19 protein-coding genes are annotated in these 18,402 nt (G+C 72.0%); 12 read left to right on the top strand and 7 right to left on the bottom strand.

Annotation, left to right across the window (positions count from 1 at the left end; genetic code table 11):
* Window positions 1-79 precede the first annotated feature (79 nt).
* From IEZ04_RS03740 to IEZ04_RS03725, 4 genes are all read left to right on the top strand, one after another.
* Window positions 80-298, top strand: coding sequence for an Rv3202a family protein (locus IEZ04_RS03740; protein ID WP_189215120.1), 219 nt, complete (start codon window positions 80-82; stop codon window positions 296-298).
* 307 nt (window positions 299-605) lie between these two features.
* Window positions 606-1,250: a TetR/AcrR family transcriptional regulator gene (locus IEZ04_RS03735; protein WP_189215119.1), complete on the top strand. Its 645-nt coding sequence runs from the start codon at window positions 606-608 to the stop codon at window positions 1,248-1,250.
* 237 nt (window positions 1,251-1,487) lie between these two features.
* Window positions 1,488-1,715 (top strand): DUF3107 domain-containing protein, encoded by a 228-nt coding sequence (locus IEZ04_RS03730; protein ID WP_189215118.1) that lies wholly within the window; start codon window positions 1,488-1,490, stop codon window positions 1,713-1,715.
* 209 nt (window positions 1,716-1,924) lie between these two features.
* On the top strand, window positions 1,925-2,194 hold the full coding sequence (locus IEZ04_RS03725; protein ID WP_189215399.1) for a hypothetical protein: 270 nt from the start codon (window positions 1,925-1,927) through the stop codon (window positions 2,192-2,194).
* Between the two features lie 216 nt (window positions 2,195-2,410).
* On the opposite strand, the gene IEZ04_RS03720 is transcribed toward IEZ04_RS03725, so the two are convergent.
* Window positions 2,411-3,166: a ferritin-like fold-containing protein gene (locus tag IEZ04_RS03720; protein WP_189215117.1), complete on the bottom strand. Its 756-nt coding sequence runs from the start codon at window positions 3,164-3,166 to the stop codon at window positions 2,411-2,413.
* Between the two features lie 459 nt (window positions 3,167-3,625).
* Between IEZ04_RS03720 and IEZ04_RS03715 the strand changes: the two genes are divergently transcribed.
* Together IEZ04_RS03715 and IEZ04_RS03710 are read left to right on the top strand one after the other, a co-directional pair.
* The gene (locus tag IEZ04_RS03715) at window positions 3,626-5,779 is read left to right on the top strand and encodes a DEAD/DEAH box helicase (protein WP_229820812.1); all 2,154 of its coding nucleotides are present in this window, start codon (window positions 3,626-3,628) and stop codon (window positions 5,777-5,779) included.
* Window positions 5,780-5,963: 184 nt separating this feature from the next.
* Entirely contained in the window at window positions 5,964-6,851 is an 888-nt protein-coding gene (locus tag IEZ04_RS03710; protein ID WP_189215116.1) for an alpha/beta fold hydrolase, read from the top strand.
* Window positions 6,852-6,919: 68 nt separating this feature from the next.
* On the opposite strand, the gene IEZ04_RS03705 is transcribed toward IEZ04_RS03710, so the two are convergent.
* Complete coding sequence (locus IEZ04_RS03705; RefSeq protein ID WP_189215115.1) at window positions 6,920-7,816, bottom strand: NYN domain-containing protein; 897 nt, start codon at window positions 7,814-7,816, stop codon at window positions 6,920-6,922.
* Between the two features lie 260 nt (window positions 7,817-8,076).
* Between IEZ04_RS03705 and IEZ04_RS03700 the strand changes: the two genes are divergently transcribed.
* Complete coding sequence (locus tag IEZ04_RS03700) at window positions 8,077-8,229, top strand: DUF8834 family protein (RefSeq protein WP_189215114.1); 153 nt, start codon at window positions 8,077-8,079, stop codon at window positions 8,227-8,229.
* A 111-nt stretch (window positions 8,230-8,340) separates the two neighbouring features.
* Here the strand turns inward: IEZ04_RS03700 and IEZ04_RS03695 are convergent, their stop codons facing one another.
* From IEZ04_RS03695 to IEZ04_RS03685, 3 genes are all read right to left on the bottom strand, one after another.
* Complete coding sequence (locus IEZ04_RS03695; RefSeq protein WP_189215113.1) at window positions 8,341-8,946, bottom strand: MarC family protein; 606 nt, start codon at window positions 8,944-8,946, stop codon at window positions 8,341-8,343.
* 255 nt (window positions 8,947-9,201) lie between these two features.
* Window positions 9,202-10,068: a PHP domain-containing protein gene (locus IEZ04_RS03690; RefSeq protein ID WP_189215112.1), complete on the bottom strand. Its 867-nt coding sequence runs from the start codon at window positions 10,066-10,068 to the stop codon at window positions 9,202-9,204.
* Between the two features lie 244 nt (window positions 10,069-10,312).
* Window positions 10,313-10,954: a DUF6758 family protein gene (locus IEZ04_RS03685; protein WP_189215111.1), complete on the bottom strand. Its 642-nt coding sequence runs from the start codon at window positions 10,952-10,954 to the stop codon at window positions 10,313-10,315.
* A 160-nt stretch (window positions 10,955-11,114) separates the two neighbouring features.
* Between IEZ04_RS03685 and IEZ04_RS03680 the strand changes: the two genes are divergently transcribed.
* On the top strand, window positions 11,115-12,485 hold the full coding sequence (locus tag IEZ04_RS03680; protein ID WP_189215110.1) for an MFS transporter: 1,371 nt from the start codon (window positions 11,115-11,117) through the stop codon (window positions 12,483-12,485).
* Between the two features lie 39 nt (window positions 12,486-12,524).
* On the opposite strand, the gene IEZ04_RS03675 is transcribed toward IEZ04_RS03680, so the two are convergent.
* Entirely contained in the window at window positions 12,525-13,112 is a 588-nt protein-coding gene (locus IEZ04_RS03675; protein ID WP_189215109.1) for a suppressor of fused domain protein, read from the bottom strand.
* Window positions 13,113-13,746: 634 nt separating this feature from the next.
* Between IEZ04_RS03675 and IEZ04_RS03670 the strand changes: the two genes are divergently transcribed.
* Both IEZ04_RS03670 and IEZ04_RS03665 read left to right on the top strand, forming a co-directional pair.
* A complete protein-coding gene (locus IEZ04_RS03670) occupies window positions 13,747-14,871 on the top strand; it encodes a magnesium and cobalt transport protein CorA (protein WP_189215108.1) in 1,125 nt (374 codons plus the stop codon).
* Between the two features lie 32 nt (window positions 14,872-14,903).
* Window positions 14,904-15,425 (top strand): hypothetical protein, encoded by a 522-nt coding sequence (locus IEZ04_RS03665; protein ID WP_189215107.1) that lies wholly within the window; start codon window positions 14,904-14,906, stop codon window positions 15,423-15,425.
* A 33-nt stretch (window positions 15,426-15,458) separates the two neighbouring features.
* Here the strand turns inward: IEZ04_RS03665 and IEZ04_RS03660 are convergent, their stop codons facing one another.
* Complete coding sequence (locus tag IEZ04_RS03660; protein ID WP_189215397.1) at window positions 15,459-16,178, bottom strand: hypothetical protein; 720 nt, start codon at window positions 16,176-16,178, stop codon at window positions 15,459-15,461.
* 219 nt (window positions 16,179-16,397) lie between these two features.
* Here IEZ04_RS03660 and IEZ04_RS03655 point away from each other — a divergent pair, with 219 nt between their 5' ends.
* Together IEZ04_RS03655 and IEZ04_RS03650 are read left to right on the top strand one after the other, a co-directional pair.
* The gene (locus IEZ04_RS03655; protein ID WP_189215106.1) at window positions 16,398-17,687 is read left to right on the top strand and encodes a magnesium transporter MgtE N-terminal domain-containing protein; all 1,290 of its coding nucleotides are present in this window, start codon (window positions 16,398-16,400) and stop codon (window positions 17,685-17,687) included.
* A 79-nt stretch (window positions 17,688-17,766) separates the two neighbouring features.
* Complete coding sequence (locus IEZ04_RS03650) at window positions 17,767-18,381, top strand: DUF1003 domain-containing protein (protein WP_189215396.1); 615 nt, start codon at window positions 17,767-17,769, stop codon at window positions 18,379-18,381.
* Window positions 18,382-18,402: the final 21 nt, after the last annotated feature.

Raw genomic sequence — 18,402 nt, 5'->3', positions numbered from 1 at the left:
CTAGGCTCGAAAACAGGGCACTCGCAGAGGCCGGGAAGCCAGAAGGACGAAAACCCGAGGTCCTGGAAGGGAGCCCTGCATGACCGTCGACCCCACCGACCCCGAGGTCCTCGACACCGAACCGGACGCCCCCGAGTTCGACGTCGAGGCACCCGAGGCCGACGCCGCCGAGCAGCACACGGAGATCACGCCGAACCGGGACGACCGGCTGACCGGCACCGAGTCGTACAGCGCCGACGACGCCGACCGCGTCGAGCAGGCACGGGTCGTCGAACTGGACGAGGACGACTACCGGTGACGACCGTGGCGCGTCCCCGCGCGGGGACGTGTCCGCCGATGTCACGTCCCGCGCGCGGGGCGCCCGGCGGGACGTCCCCGTGAGAACGCCGGGCAGGACCGGAAGGCACTGGTGAGCGAGGTGTCGGGCGTACGGGCGACGGGGCTGAGGGCCCGTACGCCCAGCCCGACCCCGTTTGGCGCGATCCACACCATTTCCCCGGCGTCCTGTCCGTGAAATTCTGCGCTCGCACCGCGCACACCCGGGTTACCCAAAAGTACGATGGCGGCGCGGCGCACACCGCATGTGGACGATTTTGGGAGGCGGCGTGACAGCCATCGAGCAGACAGAGGCGGTACGCCCGCGGGGCACTCGCCTGCCGCGCCGAGCCCGACGGAACCAGCTCCTGGGCGCCGCCCAGGAGGTCTTCGTCGCGCAGGGGTACCACGCGGCCGCGATGGACGACATCGCCGAGCGCGCCGGCGTCAGCAAGCCGGTGCTCTACCAGCACTTCCCGGGGAAGCTCGATCTCTACCTGGCCCTGCTGGACCAGCACTGCGAGTCGTTGATCGACTCGGTACGGATCGCCCTGGCGTCGACGACCGACAACAAGCAGCGGGTCCGCGCCACGATGGACGCGTACTTCGCGTACGTGGAGGACGACGGCGGGGCCTTCCGCCTGGTCTTCGAGTCGGACCTGACGAACGAGCCCGCGGTGCGCGAGCGCGTCGACAAGGTCACCACCGAGTGCGCTGAGGCGATCTGCGACGTCATCGCCGAGGACACCGGTCTGTCGCGAGCGGAGTCGATGCTGCTCGCGTCGGGGCTGGGCGGTCTGGCGCAGGTGGTGGCGCGTTCCTGGCTGCACAGCGACCGCAGCGTGCCTCGCGACCAGGCGGTGCAGCTGCTGGCCTCGCTGGCCTGGCGGGGAATCGCGGGTTTCCCGCTGCACGGGACCGACCAGCCGCACTGAGATCCGACCGGCCGCACCGACTTCCGACCGGCCACACCGGGATCCGGCCGGCCGCACCGACAGCCGGTCAGCCGGACCGGGAACGGTGCGCCGACGGGCCGGCCGGGACCGCGCCCCGTCGGATGTTCGCTCCTGGCGTTCTTGACCGGACCGTGTTCGTCCCCTCAGCCGGGCTAATGTGTGCTGGGTACAGCGCGGCAGGCCGCGCACTTCACTGACCGTCGGAGGGACATAGCCGTGGAGGTCAAGATCGGCGTGCAGCACGCGCCCCGCGAGATCGTTCTGGAGAGCGGTCAGAGTGCTGAGGAGGTCGAGCGCGCGGTCTCCGAGGCACTGTCCGGAAAGTCGCAGTTGCTGAGCCTCGTGGACGACCACGGCCGCAAGGTCCTGGTCCCCGCCGACCGTCTGGCGTACGTGGAGATCGGTGAGCCTTCCGTGCGCAAGGTCGGATTCAGCGCGCTGTAGGGGCACGGCACGAGCCAGTGGTGAAGGGGGCCGGGCGGCGTATCGCCGCCGGGCCCCCTTTCCCGTGCGCCGGCGCCCAGCCCGCGCGCATGGCCTGAACTGCGCAGATGGAGCACATGCCGCCCGCGGGAAGGATTGGCCGACGCTCGCGAAGGGTAGGACCGGCTACGACCGATTTGCCCCTGGCCGTGCGGGAGGGAACCCTCATGATGTTCTTGGAAGCGCTCGGTTCCCTGGTTGTCGGTCTCGTTCTCGCGTGGGCCGCCGTGTACCGGCTGCCGCACCGCCTCCCGTCGCGGACCCTGGTACTGGCGACCGGCGTCGCGGGGTCCCTGTTCGGCGCGTTCGTCACGCACACCGCGCTGGGAGCCGGGCACCTGCTGGTCGTCCTCGGCGGCGCGCTGACCGTCTCGGCCGCCTCGCTGTCGCTGCTGCTGCGGCCCTCGGAAAGACTGCGGCGCCACTCCGCGACGGCGTGACACGCCGCCGGACCGCCACACGGCGGCCCGGCCACCGCTGCGCCCCGCACCGCCCCGCACGCCGGAGGACGGCTCCTCGCGGGAGCGTGACGGCGCCCCGTGAGGAACGCCGGGCACGGCGACTGCCGTGAGAGGTACGGCCACGCGGCGGAGCGAGCAGCCGGCACTGCGGGACGGGCCTCGTCGGGCCCGGCCCGTTCGAGTCCGCGCCGGCTCTCAGGCGGCCAGTCCCAGCGCCGCCATCCGCTTCGTGTGCGCCTCCGTGATGCGCGAGAACATCCTGCCGACCTCGGCCAGGTCGAACCCGTCCGCGACGCCGCCGACGAGCATGGTCGACAGCGCGTCGCGCTCGGCGACGACCCGCTGGGACTGCGACAGTGCCTCGCCCATCAGCCGCCGCGCCCACAGGGCGAGCCGGCCGCCCACGCGCGGGTCCGCGTCGATGGCCGCGCGGACCTTCTCGACGGCGAAGCTCGCATGCCCCGTGTCGTCGAGCACGGCGAGCACGAGGTCGCGCGTGTCCGCGTCGAGGCGGGCCGCGACCTCCCGGTAGAAGTCGCTGGCGATCGAGTCGCCGACGTACGCCTTGACGAGCCCCTCCAGCCAGTCCGAGGGAGCCGTCTGGCGGTGGAACCCGTCGAGCGCGGCGACGAACGGCTCCATGGCCCGCGTCGGCTCCTCGCCGATCTCGGTGAGCCGCTTCCGCAACCGCTCGAAGTGGAGGAACTCCGCCGACGCCATGCTCGCCAGCTCCGCCTTGTCCGCCAGTGTCGGCGCCAGCTTGGCGTCCTCCGCGAGCCGCTCGAACGCCGCCAGTTCCCCGTACGCGAGCGCTCCGAGAAGATCCACGACCGCGGCACGGTACTGCGGGTCGGCGGCGGCCCGCTCCCAGTCCTGGGCGGCCACGGCGGTGGGCGCGGCGGAGGTCTCGGCTGCGTGGTCAGGCTTGTCAGACGTCGTCATGGAGCGCACAATAGCCCGCCTGCCGCACGGCGTAAGGTCCTGGTCAAACAGTGTGACGACCACTACGTGACCAAATCGGCCATCGCATGTGCGCGAATCCGGGGTATGGTGGTAATGCGCCCGCCGAGTACTCGACGGGCCGCACGAATGAGGATGCCCGGTCGGTGGCCCGATCGGCTCCGACCCGACAGCCCTCCCTGACCGTACGGCACTGTGCGTACGACGATCGGAGGGACCCTCAGCGGTACGAGCGCTAGAGCGTCGGCAGTGGTCCCGTGCCCCACGGCCCGCCCGTGAGGCGGCCGACGTCCCCGGCACGGTTAAAGACGACCCCCGCGCTCGCCTCGCACCGCGCACACAAGAAGAGGCAGCACCCTGACTACGACGTTTCGTGAACTCGGAATCCTTCCCGAGACAGCCGAGGCCCTGGAAGCCGTCGGCATCACCACCCCCTTCCCCATCCAGGAGATGACGCTCCCGGTCGCCCTCTCCGGCACCGACGTCATCGGCCAGGCCAAGACCGGCACCGGCAAGACGCTCGGCTTCGGCCTCCCGCTCCTCGAGCGCGTGACGGTCCCCGCCGACGTCGAGGCCGGCCGCGCCCGGCCCGAATCCCTCACCGACGCTCCGCAGGCCCTCGTCGTCGTCCCCACGCGCGAGCTCTGCACGCAGGTCACGAACGATCTGCTGACGGCGGGCAAGGTGCGTAACGTGCGTGTCGCCGCGATCTACGGCGGTCGCGCGTACGAGCCTCAGGTCGAGGCCCTGAAGAAGGGCGTCGACGTGGTCGTCGGCACCCCGGGCCGTCTGCTCGACCTGGCCGGCCAGAAGAAGCTGAACCTGAAGCACGTGCGGGCCCTGGTGCTCGACGAGGCCGACGAGATGCTCGACCTGGGCTTCCTGCCCGACGTCGAGAAGATCATCAACATGCTTCCGGCCAAGCGCCAGACCATGCTCTTCTCGGCCACCATGCCGGGCGCGGTGATCGGGCTGGCCCGCCGTTACATGTCGCAGCCCACGCACATCCGGGCCACGGCACCGGACGACGAGGGCGCGACGGTCGCGAACATCTCGCAGCACGTCTACCGCGCGCACTCCATGGACAAGCCGGAGATGGTCGCCCGCATCCTGCAGGCCGAGGGCCGGGGTCTGGCGATGATCTTCTGCCGTACCAAGCGCACGGCCGCGGACATCGCCGAGCAGCTCCAGCGCCGCGGGTTCGCCTCCGGCGCGGTCCACGGCGACCTCGGCCAGGGCGCCCGCGAGCAGGCGCTGCGCGCGTTCCGCAACGGCAAGGTCGACGTGCTGGTCTGCACCGACGTCGCCGCCCGCGGCATCGACGTCGAGGGCGTCACGCACGTGATCAACTACCAGTCGCCGGAGGAGGAGAAGACCTACCTCCACCGCATCGGCCGCACGGGCCGCGCCGGCAACACCGGTACGGCGATCACGCTGGTCGACTGGGACGACATCCCGCGCTGGCAGCTGATCAACAAGGCGTTGGACCTCCCGTTCAACGACCCGCCGGAGACGTACTCCACGTCGCCGCACCTGTTCGCGGACCTGGACATCCCCGAGGGCACGAAGGGTGTCCTGCCGCGTTCCGAGCGCACCCGCGCCGGGCTCGCGGCCGAGGAGGTCGAGGACCTGGGCGAGACGGGCTCGCGGACCCGCGGCGGACGTGCCGGCTCCGCCCCGGCGCAGGACCGTCGCGAGCGCGAGGAGCGTCCGGCGCGCACTCCGCGCCGTCGCCGTCGCACGCGCGCCGGCGCACCGGTCGAGGGCGCGGCCCCCGGTACGGCCCCGAGCGCCGAGAAGCCGGTGGACTCCCCCGAGCCGGCCGGGACCACCGAGCCGCGCCGTCGCCGCCGTACCCGCGGTGGAGCGACGGCGGAGCGGCCGGCCGTCCAGGAGGCCCCGCAGCCCACCGAGGCCGTGGCCGCGGCGGTGGCCGTGAGCACCCCGGAGACCGCGGTGGCCACGGAGGAAGCCCCCAAGCCGCGCCGTCGCCGCACTCGCAGGAGCGCGGAGCCGGCCCCGGCCGCTGCCACTGCCGAGACCACGGAGACCGCCCTCACCAGGGCCGAGGACGCGACCACCGGAACCCTGCCCACAAGCGCGGACACGGCCACGAGTACAGCCACGGCCACGGCGGAAGCCCCCGCCAAGCCGCGCCGCCGCACCCGCAAGACCGCGGCCACGGAGCCCGCGACGGCCACCACGGCAGCCGCCCCGGCGGACGGCGCGACGGAGGACGCGGCCCCGGCCAAGCCCCGCCGTACCCGCAAGACCGCGGCCACGGCCGAGACCGCCGCGGCCACCACCGAGGAAGCATCGGAAGCACCGGAGGCCGCGGGGGCCAAGCCCCGCCGTACCCGCAAGACCGCGGCCACGGCCAAGACCGCCGCGGCCACCACCGAGGAGGCATCGGAGGCACCGGAGGCCGCGGAGGCCAAGCCGCGCCGCCGCACCCGCAAGACCGCGGCCGCCAAGGAGACCACCGCCACCGAGACCCCGGTCCCCACCCAGGCGACCGAGGCACCCCAGGCGACCGAGGCGACCGAGACCAAGCCCCGCCGCCGCACCCGCAAGACCGCGGCCACGGAGCCCGCGGACGCCTGACGGACGCACAGGACGCGCACGCCGTCCGTCACCCCGCCATCGCGTTCACCGCGCCACCGCGCCACTGATGGCCCGGCCCCCTCGGCCGCCGAAGCGAACCGAGGAGGCCGGGCCGTCGGCGTACCGGCGTGTGCGGCGGACCCCGGGAGAACGCCCCGCGGCCGGCCCCGGATAGCCTCCTGTCATGAGCCGTCCTCCCACCTTCACCCCGCCTCCGGGCGCCCGGGCCCACCGCCTGCGCACCACGCGCGGGGACTTCGCCGTGATCGAGATGGCGGCGGGCACGGCCGAGAAGGGCACCGTTCTGCTGCTCCCGGGGTACACCGGCAGCAAGGAGGACTTCATCGCCCTGCACCGGCCCCTGGCGGACGCCGGCTACCGCACCGTCGCCGTCGACGGCCGCGGCCAGTACGAGACGCCCGGCCCCAGGGACGACGAGTCCGCCTACGACCAGTACGAACTGGCCCAGGACGTGCTCGCCCAGGCGCGGGCGGTCGGCGCCGGCACTCCGCTGCATCTCGTCGGCCACTCCCTCGGCGGGCAGATCGCCCGTGCCGCGGTGCTCCTCGACCCGGCGCCGTTCGCCTCGCTCACGCTGATGTCCTCGGGGCCGGCGCGGATCTCCGCCTCCCAGCAGCAGCGCGTGAAGCTGCTCCGCGACGCGCTCGCCGTGCTGGACATGGCCGCGGTGTGGGAGGCCATCCAGGCCATGGAGTCCCCCGTGCAGCCGCCCGAGGAGACCGACGCGGGCACCCCCGACGGCGATGCGGAGGAGAACGCCGCGCTGCGCCGCCGCTGGCTCGCGGGCAGCCCGGCCCAGCTGATCGCCACCGGCCGCCGGCTCTGCACGGAACCCGACCGGGTCGCCGAACTGGCCGCTCTCCGCATCCCCGTCCACGTGCTCTCCGGCGAACGCGACGACACCTGGCCGGTGCCCCTCCTCGACGACATGGCGCTACGCCTCCGTGCCCACCGCACCGTCGTCGAGGGCGCCGAGCACTCGCCCAACACGGACCGGCCGGAGGCGACGGCACGCGCCCTCGTCGGCTTCTGGGACGGCGCCCCCTACTAGTTCCTTCGGTTCCTTCGGTTCCTTCAGTTCCTTTGGTCCCCCTGGCCCCCAACTCCCCCCTAGTCCCCCTAGTACTGCGCCTGGAGGTGCTCCCAGAACCCGTCCCGCAACGACCGCCGCAGATCCGCCTGCCCCCGCAGCGAGTACTGCAGCAGCCCCTCCGCCTCGACCAGCAGATCCTGGTCCACGGACCCGGGCAGGTACGGGTGTCCGTGCAGCAGCTCCGCCATCGCCTCGCGTCCCCGCGCCGCCAGCCACTTGGCCGCGATCTGCGCCCCCACGAACCGGACGTCCTCGCGCGTGGGCCGGGCGACGGCCGCGGCGTCGTACGAGGGTGCGGTCCGCCGCGCGACGAAGGGTTTGAAGAAGTCGAGGTCCAGCGTGCGCTGGCTGTCGACCTCCCACAGCAGCGGCTCGGCCTGGTTGCGCCCTTCGGGTGCCTCGATGCCCCACAGGTGCACGCGCGCCCCGTATCCCTGCGCCGCCTCGACCGCCGACACCAGGTCCTCGTCACCGCCGAGGAGCGCCGCGTCGCTGATCGCCCGGTGGCGGGCCAGTGACTCCAGGTCGCTGCGGATCAGGGAGTCGACGCCCTTCTGCTGGTTGTTCGCGTTGAGGTTGCCGAGCCGGACCTTCACGTCGGGCAGTTCGGCGATCGACTGCTGCTCCGCCGTGTGGATGCGGCGCCGCGCCCCGTCGTACCAGTACACGCGCAGCAGCCGGCTGTCCGCGAAGACCGTGCGCGCCCGGTCGATGAGGGCGTCGATGAGACCTTCGGCGTCCAGGTCGAAGGACCGCCGGTCCTCCGTGCCGGCGACGAGCCGTCCCGCGGCCGCGTACAGGTACCCGGCATCGACGAAGATCGCATGGGTCGAGGGCGTCTTCGACACCTCGGCGAGCACGCGCTGCAACAGCTCGTTCGTACGGTCGATGCGGGCGCCCAGCGCCGTGAGGTCGTCGTTCATATGGAGCCATTGTCTCGATGATCACGCTCCGGACACAACCGCTCCCTTCAGGTCCCAGCCTGCCCGGGCCTGCTCGCCCGGGTCCGCTCGCCCGACTCCTCTTACTCGCAAGTATTTAGCGTCTCGAAAATTTTCCTTAGCGTAGGGAATGTTCGTAACACTCACCCCGTTGACTTCTGCGGGAACGCGGAACACGGCGTTCCGTGCACACCCGCTCCAGTAGTCCTCATGAGGAGGATGACCAGACGAAGGGAGAGGCCATGCGCTTCGAAATCATGCGACTCGACGACGTCGACGGCACGCCCGTGGACACCACCGTCGTGGACGCCGCCTCCGTCAACCAGATCGTCCAGCAGGCCGCCGCCATCGGACAGCGCCTGTGGATCCGTCCCGCGAGTTCGAACGCCTCGTAACACCACACCAAGGCGCTCCGCAGAGCCCCGTGCGACACCGGACAGACACCGGCGCCGCACGGGGCTCCGTGCGTGTCGGACCGCGTGTCGGACCGCGCGTCCGCCCGCCGCTCAGGCTCCCTCGATCACCTGCAGCACCCCGTTGATGATCTGCTGCACGGCGATCGCGGAGAGCATCATGCCCGCGAGCCGCGTCACCAGCACCACGCCGCCGTCCTTGATGACGCGGATGATCAGCAGCGAGTAGCGCATGGTGAGCCACAGCACCACGTGGATGGCGAGGATCGCGGCCCACACGGACACCTGCGTCGTCACGCTGTCCGCCTTCTGGACCGCGAGGATCACCGACACGATGGCACCCGGTCCGGCGAGCAGCGGCATACCGAGGGGAACGAGAGCGACGTTCACGTCCTTCGTCTGCTTGGGTTCGTCGGTCTTGCCGGTCAGCAGGTCCAGCGCGATCAGCAGGAGCAGCAGCCCGCCCGCGATCATCAGCGCGGGCACCGAGACATGCAGGTAGTCGAGGATCTGGTGGCCGAGCAGCCCGAAGAGCACGATCACTCCGCCGGCCACGCAGACGGCCTGGAACGCCATCCGCTTCTGCACCTTGGCCGGCCGTCCCGCGGTGAGCGCGAGGAAGATCGGGGTGATCCCGGGCGGATCCATGATGACGAACAGGGTGAGGAAGAGGGAACCGAAAACTGCCAGGTCGAACACAGGAGCGCCTTGCCGAGATGGAACAGGGGTGGTCGGAGGAAGGAAGAAGGGAAGGAAGGGGAGCGCGGCAGCCGCCCGCATGCCCAGCCCTTACGCGCGGAGAGCGCGTGAAGGCACCTGGCGGCACGCGAAGGCACAGGGCAGCGCGCGGCGCACGCCCGGGAGCCGGCCGCCGCGACAGCGGACGGCTGCGGGAGGAGACGCGGGTGGGGATGTCAGCCGGGTCGGTCGCCCGGTGACGGAGTCACGCGCCGCTCACCGGGCGACGGCTCCCCCGGCCCCCGGCACGGGGAACGCCCCGGTCGACCGGCGCGTGATCTCGCCGTACACCTCGGGGTCCGTCGTGTACTCCCCGAGGACACAGGTCTTGCGGCTGCCGTGGTAGTCCGAGGAGCCCGTGGTGAGGATGCCCAGCTCCTTGGCCAGGCCCCGCAGCCGCGCCCGGGTCGCCGGGTCGTGGTCCATGTGGTCGACCTCGATGCCGTCGAGCCCGGCGGCGGCCAGGTCGGCGATGGCGGACTCGGGCACGGTGCGGCCGCGCTTGGAGGCGCCGGGGTGCGCGAAGACCGTGACGCCCCCCGCGGCCTTGACGAGCCGGATCGCCTCGAAGGGGTCGGTCTCGTGCTTCTCGACGTGGGCCCGGCCGCCGTCGGCCAGCCAGTCGGCGGTGAAGGCGTCGCCGACGGTCGGTACGACGCCGAGCTCGACGAGGGCGCTGGCGACGTGGGGCCGGCCCACCGAACCGTCGCCGGCGATCCGCGCGACCTGTTCCCAGGTCACCGGCACGCCCAGCTCGTTCAGCTTGGCGATCATGGCCCGGGCGCGCGGCACCCGGTCGTCCCGCACCAGCTCGCGCTCGGCGAGCAGCGCGGGTTCCTCGGGGTCGAAGAGGTAGGCCAGTAGGTGCATGCCGACGCCGTCGAGGCGGCAGGAGAGCTCGGCACCCGTGACCAGCGTGAGCCCCTCGGGCAGCGCGCCGATCGCCTCGGCGTACCCGCGCGTGGTGTCGTGGTCGGTGAGCGCGACGACGTCCAGTCCGGCGGCTGCCGCGTTCCGCACCAGTTCGGCCGGGGTGTCCGTACCGTCGGAAGCCGTGGAGTGGCAGTGCAGATCGATACGCACGACGCGGGCTCCAGGCTGCGAGGGAACGGTGGGGCGGCTCCAGAATAACCGGCGCCCGACCTCATGTGTCACAGCCGTACCCCGGTTACGCCCCCTACCGCAGTTCCCCACGGCAGACCCCTGCCGCAGCGCCCCCACCGCGCTCCTCCCCACGACAGACCCCTGCCGCAGTTCCCTACGGCAGGGGACTGCCGCAGCGCCCCCCACCGCACCCCTCCCCACGGCAGACCCCTGCCGCAGCCCCCTACGGCTCCAGGATCCTCGGGGACAGCGCCCCGCACGGCAGCAGATCGACCTCGGCGCCCGCGTCCCGCAGGTCCGTCAGCACCAGTTCGTCGTACATGAGCATGCCGGACTGCTCCGGCCAGACGATCGCCCACAGCCACAGCCCGCGCGCCTCGCCGACGAAGACGGCGCGGTCGTCGGGGGTGCCGGAGACGTGCCAGAGCGGGGTGGGGCGGCCGGCGGCCAGGACCTTCGCCTGGGGCGGCTTCTCCACGTTCAGGGACGGGCCCGGGTCGGGGCCGTCGATGCCCGCGTACCGTGCGCCGAGACCCACGCCGAGTTCCTCCGCGATGAGCAGCAGCTCGCCGATGCCGCCGAGCGGACCGGGGCCCGAGCAGGCCACGGCGGTGGCCCGGCCGCCACTGCGGTCGTCGCCCGCGAAGGCCGCGCCGGTGAACAGCCAGCCGACGGGCAGCGGCCACGGCATCCACACCGGCACCTGGGCGCGGTGCACCACGACGCTGAGGGCCTCGACGCTGGGCGGGAGCACGGGCTGCAGCGGATGCACCGTGCCGTGCACGTCGCACTGCCAGGAATCGGCGAAGAGGCCGGGAGCCCTGACCCGGCCACCACACTTCGGGCAACTGGGTTCGCCCCTCATAGGGCCCAACGGTCCTACCCGTGCCCCCTCCCGTCAAGGACGATCACCCGTCCGGACGGGGCATGTCACCGGCCGAAACTAGATGTATCTTGCATTAATTAGCGAGGCTAACTTATCCTGTGTATGCACCACTCATCCCTTCGTGCCATGGAGGACAGGCATGCGCAGCAGCGCGGGAGGTACCGACGCGACAGTCGGAGGAACCACACAGGCCGGGGACGATCCGTTCGACGCGCGCGCGGGCGGGCTGCTGCGGCAGCCGAAGGCCGTCTGGGCGACCGCCGGAGCGTCCGTCGTCGCCTTCATGGGAATCGGGCTCGTCGACCCGATCCTGCCGTCCATCGCCCGGGGCCTGGACGCCACGGCGAGCCAGGTCTCGCTGCTCTTCACCTCGTACTTCCTGATCACGGCCGTGGCGATGCTGGTCACCGGCTTCGTCTCCAGCCGGATCGGCGGCCGCAGGACCCTGCTCCTGGGGCTCGCCCTGGTCGTGGTCTTCGCGGCCCTGTCAGGCTCCTCGGGCTCGGTCGGCGAACTGGTCGGCTTCCGCGCGGGCTGGGGCCTCGGCAACGCCCTCTTCGTCTCCACCGCGCTCGCCGTGATCGTCGGCGCGGCGAACCCCACAGGTGCCGCGCGGAGCGCGTCGGACAAGGGGGGCGGTGGGCGACGGGCGGAAAGCGCGGCGGCGATCCTGCTGTACGAGTCGGCCCTCGGCCTCGGCATGGCGTGCGGGCCGCTGCTGGGCGCGCTGCTCGGTGACGCGAGCTGGCGCTACCCCTTCTTCGGCACCGCGGTCCTGATGGCGGTCGGCTTCCTGGGCATCACGGCGTTCCTCGAGGAGCAGCCGAAGCCGGCGCGGAAGACGTCGCTGCTCGCCCCGATCAAGGCGCTCGGCCACGGCGGGCTCGCCTCCGCCGCCGCCTCGGCGTTCTTCTACAACTACACGTTCTTCACCGTGCTGGCCTTCACCCCGTTCGTGCTGGACATGACGCCCTACAAGTCGGGGGCGGTGTTCTTCGCGTGGGGCGTGCTGCTCGCGGTCTTCTCGGTGATCGTGGCACCGCGCATGCAGGCGCGGTTCGGCTCCCTGAAGGTGCTCGGCGGCTCGCTGGTACTGCTCGCCGTGGACGTGCTCGTCCTCGGCTACGGCGAGCACACCACGGCGATCGTGTGCACGATCCTGTCGGGCGCGTTCATCGGCGTGAACAACACGGTCTACACCGAACTGGCGCTCGGCGTCTCGGACGCTCCGCGCCCGGTGGCGAGCGCCGGCTACAACTTCGTCCGCTGGTTCGCGGCCGCGGCCGCCCCGTTCTTCGCGCCGAAGATCGAGGAGTGGACGGACATCCACGTCCCGTTCGTGGTCGCGGCGGTGACGGCGGTGATCGGCGCGGGCGTGGTCCTCGTACGGCGCCGCGCGCTCACCCTCCCCCGAGCTCACGGCTCCGCTCGAGCAGGGGGGACCCCCATCGCTCACGAACTCGAGCCCCGGCAGGCCGCCGAGGACGGAGTCGCCGCCTTCGCCGAGTGAGCCTCCGTCAGGCCCCGTCAGGCTCCGGCGGCCGCGGGCTCAGGCCAGCGACACCGACGCACGGCCCGGATCGCGCAGGTCCGTGCCGTGCGTCAGCCAGCGCTCCTGGAGCGCCTGGGCCCCGTGCACCCGCTTCCAGGCCGCCTCGTTCGGCGTCATGGGCAGCAGGGGCAGGAACCGTACGGGATCGGCGGGCGCGTCCAGCTCCAGGTCCTCCACCAGGCCGCCCGGCTCGGCCACCAGGACCGAGGTGAACGGGGCGCCTGGCCAGAGCGGCTCCCCCACGTCGAGGGAGGCGCCCGGAGCCACCACCACGCCCTCGACCTGCGGTGACGCGGCGAGCACGGCCAGCGGGCGGAGCACCTTGTCGGTGTCGGCGCCGGTGCCGCGCCGTACCGACAGGAGCAGCTCGGCACGCGGCCCCTTCACCGGGTCGGCGAGCACCGCGGTGGGGTCGGCCATCGGCTGTGCCGACATGCCGAGCGTTGCGTAGCGGACGAGGTCGTCCTCGGTGAAGCGCAGCACCTCGATGCGGTCGGTGCCGAGGAAGGTGACCGCGGCGCGCGCGTCCGGCTCGCCCAGCGCGCTGCGCAAACGCGCTTCCACCAAAGGAAGAACATCAACCATGTGGCGAGCATAGAACTCGTCAGCAACAGGCAAAGCGAGACCTTGACACTTCGGTCGGCTGATACTCTTGACCGCCGGTCGGGGCAACACACCGGTGGCCGCCGCGAGGTCCTCGTGACCTCGGAGCAGTCGTCCGCATGCCCCGCCGCTAACGGACTTCCCCGCGGTGGCTCTTCGGGCCCCGGGGAGCGCAACGTCCCTCACGGGGGACCGGCCGGAGGAGGTGGGGTCGTCATGGATCGAAGTCGACCGTGCAGTACCACCTGCTCTTCCGGCTTCCGGGTTCCGTAGCTCCCGTAACCGAGTTCCGTTGCTCCGGCCGTGGCCGTCGTCCCGGCGGCCGTCGCCTCCCGCACCCGCGGCACGCCTCACGTCGCCGGTGCACCACGGAAGAGCACTTCGTTCCACCTGACTGATCCGGCCGGTCGTGCCCCTCTCACGTGCGATCCGTCCGGTCCGTCGCGATCTGTCGTGATCTGTGTCAAGCGAAGCCGCTGCCGCGACGGTGCGGTGCTCCCCGCTTTGTGGACGGGCCAAACATTCCCTGCCGATACGGCCGGGAGATCCTCGCCAGGACGTCCCCATTCCGGGCAGTTCCAGCCGCCGGTGGCCTTTCGTCGCGAAGGAGCCTGCCATGTCGATGATCCGTGACCTGCGTGCCGCGGTCCGTCCCTCCCGCACGTCACCGCGCAAGCGGACCGACGCGTACGACGCGCACAAGACCATGCTGACCGCCGGGACCAACTCGGCCGTCGTGGACTGCGCCGTCTACCGGGACGGCACCCGGGTCACCGTCGACCGCGACCTGGCGCCCGGTGCGGCGATCCGTCAGGTGCGCCGGGACGGCGGCTTCGTGTGGATCGGTCTGCACGAGCCGTCGGAGTCCGAGTTCGCGGGAATCGCCGCCGAGTTCGGGTTGCACCCGCTGGCCGTGGAGGACGCGGTCCACGCCCACCAGCGGCCCAAGCTGGAGCGGTACGACGACACCCTCTTCACGGTCTTCAAGACCATCCACTACGTCGAGCACGACGAACTGACGGCCACCAGCGAGGTCGTCGAGTCCGGCGAGGTCATGTGCTTCACCGGCCGGGACTTCTTCATCACCGTGCGGCACGGCGGACAGGGTTCGCTGCGGGCGCTGCGGCACCGGCTGCAGGACGACCCCGAACTCCTCGCCAAGGGGCCGTCGGCCGTGCTCCACGCCGTCGCGGACCACGTCGTGGACGGGTACATGTCGGTCGCGGACGCCATGCAGGACGACATCGACGACGTGGAGACGCAGGTCTTCTCACCGGGCCGCAAGGGCACGCCGCGCGGCACCGACGCGGGCCGCATCTACCAGCTCAAGCGCGAGGTGCTGGAGTTCAAGCGCGCGGTGTCACCGCTGGTGCGGCCGCTGCAGCTGCTCAGCGAGCGCCCGATGCGGCTGATCGACCCGGACATCCAGAACTACTTCCGGGACGTCGCCGACCACCTGACGCGGGTCCAGGAGCAGGTCGTCGCCTTCGACGAACTGCTCAACTCGATCCTCCAGGCGAACCTGGCGCAGGCGTCCGTCGCGCAGAACGAGGACATGCGGAAGATCACCTCATGGGCGGCGATCATCGCCGTGCCGACGGCGGTGTGCGGCGTGTACGGCATGAACTTCAAGCACATGCCGGAGCTGGACTGGCAGTACGGGTATCCCGCGGTGCTCCTCCTCATCGTGGCGACCTGCCTCGGCATCCACCGCACGCTGAAGCGCAACGGATGGCTCTGAGCGGCCGGAGCGGCGCTCGTTAGGCTGGCCCCATGACCGCGACCGACACGCTGCTCGAGCGGGCCCTCGTCGAGGAGGCCACGAAGAAGTCCGGACTCGTCTGGGTCCAGGCTCCCGGCGCCCCCGCGCGTCCCCTGTGGCACATCTGGCACGAGGGGGCGGCGTGCGTGGTCGGTGACGGCCCCGGCGAGCAGCCGCTGTCCGGTCTGGCCGACGGCGGCGACGCGCTGGTGACCGTCCGCAGCAAGGACAAGGGCGGCCGCCTGGTCACCTGGGAGGCCACGGTGGTGGAGCTGGTGCCGGGCTCCCCCGAGTGGGGCGCCGCGGTCGCCGAGCTGAAGGGCAAGCGGCTGAACGCCCGCGACGGCGAGGCCGTGACCGAGCGCTGGTCGCGCGAGTGCCGGGTGCTCCGCCTGGAGCCGGCCGGCCCCACCCGGCCGCTGCCCGGCTCGTCCCTGGCCGCGCCGCCCCTGCCCACGCCGGCCACGACACGCCGGCCGGTCCCGGCCGCGCTGCCCCGCCTGCTGCGCAAGAAGAAGCGCGGGCGCCGCTGACCGGCGGACGTCACGACGACCGGCCGGCACGCGTCACGACGACGGCAACTGCTGCCCGTAGTCCACGACTTCGTCCTCCTCCGGCTCCTCCAGCGGGACCTCCTCGCCCCAGTCGGACAGCCGGATCGTTCCCGCGTCACCGGCCCGGACGAGCAGCAGGGGGTACGGAGTGCCCTCCAGCGAGACGTCGAGCGTGCCGCCGGAGCCCGCGTCGCCGGTGACGCGGATCGTGCGGACCCCGGACCGCTCGTGGCGCTCGCCCTTGGTCAGCTTCCCGTGCAGCGTGAGCAGCCCGTCCAGCAGGACGTCCTTGTCGGTGAACCCGCTGAACCGCTGGTACACCGGGTCGTCCGCCGGCACCTTCACGAACATCCCGTCCAGCTTGTCCGCGGCCTTAGCGTCGGCCGCTCCGTCACCCTCGTCGCCGTCCTCGTGGGTCCAGAACTCCTTGTCGGCCTTGAGGAAGAGCTGCTCGCCGACCCGCAGCAGCCGGAAGGTGGAGTCCTCTGAGGTCACCGAGCCGGTGCCGCCGTCCTCCGCCAGCTGCATGTCCAGCTTGTACGTGCGGCCGTTGCTGACCACCGTGCCCGACAGGTGGACGGTGCCCGCCGCCCGCGCCGCCGCCTGGGTCCTGGACTGGATCTGCGTCGCGGACAGCTTCCCGACCCCGTTCGTACCCGCGTCGGGATCCTCCTTGCTGCAGCCCGTCAGCCCGGTCCCGGTCGCCATCAGCGCACACACCGCGCTCACCATCGCGGCCCTTCGGGTGCGGCGAAGCACAGTCACAGGTGGGACACCTCCCGTACGGGGTACTCAACGGCGTACCGCAGCGTACCGGGGTCCGTGACACCCCTCGGAGGCAGTCCGCCGGCTCCGCTCACCAGGGCGTATCCGAGTGGGACGGGCTAGCCTGAAGCCCGCTTCGGCAGACCCGTTCCAATGGAGAGTTCCACGGAAGGAAGGCGCGACGCAATGGCGGCAGGGGCGCCCCGGATCTTCGTCTCCCACCTGGCCGGCATCGCCGTCTTCGACCCGAACGGCGACCAGGTCGGCCGGGTCCGCGACCTCGTCGCGATACTCCGCGTGGGCCGCAAACCGCCCCGGCTGCTGGGGCTCGTCGTGGAGCTGGCCACGCGGCGCCTGATCTTCCTGCCGATGACGCGGGTGACCGGCATCGAGTCCGGACAGGTCGTCACCACGGGCGTCCTCAACGTGCGGCGGTTCGAGCAGCGGCCCACCGAACGGCTCGTCCTCGGCGAACTGCTCGACCGGCGGGTGACCCTCGCGGAGACCGGCGAGGAGGTGACGGTCCTCGACATCGCGATCCAGCAGCTTCCCGCCCGCAGGGAGTGGGAGATCGACCGGGTGTTCGTACGGAAGGGAAGGAAGGGCCGGGCGTCCGCCTTCCGGCGCAACCGGGGCGAGACGCTGACCGTCGAGTGGTCGGCGGTCACCGGGTTTTCGCTGGAGGAGCACGGGCAGGGCGCCGAGAACCTGCTCGCCACCTTCGAGCAGCTCCGCCCGGCCGACCTCGCGAACGTGCTGCACCACCTGTCCGCCAAGCGCCGCGCCGAGGTCGCCGCCGCCCTGGACGACGACCGCCTCGCCGACGTGCTCGAGGAGCTGCCGGAGGACGACCAGATCGAGATCCTCGGCAAGCTGAAGGAGGAACGGGCCGCGGACGTCCTGGAGGCCATGGACCCCGACGACGCGGCCGACCTGCTCTCCGAACTCCCCGAGGAGGACAAGGAGCGGCTGCTCAGCCTGATGCAGCCCGGTGACGCGGCCGACATGCGCCGGCTGATGGCGTACGAGGAGCGCACGGCGGGCGGCATGATGACGACCGAACCGGTCGTGCTGCGGCCCGACGCGACCGTCGCCGACGCGCTCGCCCGCGTCCGCAACCCCGACCTCTCCCCCGCCCTCGCCGCACAGGTGTACGTGTGCCGGCCGCCGGACGAGACCCCGACCGGCAAGTACCTGGGCACCGTGCACTTCCAGCGGCTGCTGCGCGACCCGCCGTACACCCTGGTCGGCTCGATCCTCGACGACGACCTGCAGCCGCTGGACCCGGAGGCGGCACTGCCGGTCGTCGCCGGGTTCTTCGCCGCGTACGACATGGTCGCGGCGCCCGTCGTGGACGAGAGCGGGTCCCTCCTCGGCGTGGTCACCGTGGACGACGTGCTCGACCACATGCTGCCCGAGGACTGGCGGGAGACGGAGTTCCACCTGGACGAGGGGGTGACGGCCGATGGCGCCTGACCGGGACGTACGGACCGAGACACGCGAGCGCTCCCTCGCCGGGACGCGGGAGCGCGGCGCGTCGGGCACCCGGGAGCACATGCCCGCCGGCGCCACGGCCACCTCGCGCTCCCGGACCCGCCTGGACCAGCCGCGCGCCCCCCGCCGCAGGCTGTTGCCGGAGTGGGACCCGGAGGCCTTCGGGCAGCTCTCCGAGCGGATCGCGCGCTTCCTGGGCACCGGGCGGTTCATCGTCTGGATGACCGTCCTCATCATCGTCTGGGTGGTGTGGAACATCGTCGCCCCCGCCGACCTGCGGTTCGACGAGTACCCGTTCATCTTCCTGACGCTGATGCTGTCGCTGCAGGCCTCGTACGCGGCCCCGCTGATCCTGCTCGCGCAGAACCGGCAGGACGACCGCGACCGGGTCAACCTGGAGCAGGACCGCAAGCAGAACGAGCGGTCGATGGCCGACACCGAGTACCTGACCCGGGAGGTCGCCGCGCTGCGGATGGGCCTCGGCGAGGTGGCGACCCGCGACTGGATCCGCTCCGAACTGCAGGACCTCGTCAAGGAGCTGGAGGAGCGGCTGCGCGACGAACGCGCCGACGGGCACCGGGCCGGTCACACCGGCGGCCTCGGGGGCGTCCCCGGCGACCCGGGCGCCGTATTCCCCGACGGCCCTCCGCGCGCGCGTGACATGGACGACCGGTGACGGGACTCCCTGGCTGAGCGC

This window comes from Streptomyces ruber, assembly GCF_014648075.1.
Lineage (GTDB): Bacteria > Actinomycetota > Actinomycetes > Streptomycetales > Streptomycetaceae > Streptomyces > Streptomyces ruber.
The sequence above is the reverse complement of the archived record's forward strand: the minus strand, read 5'-3'. Positions and strand labels throughout refer to the sequence as shown.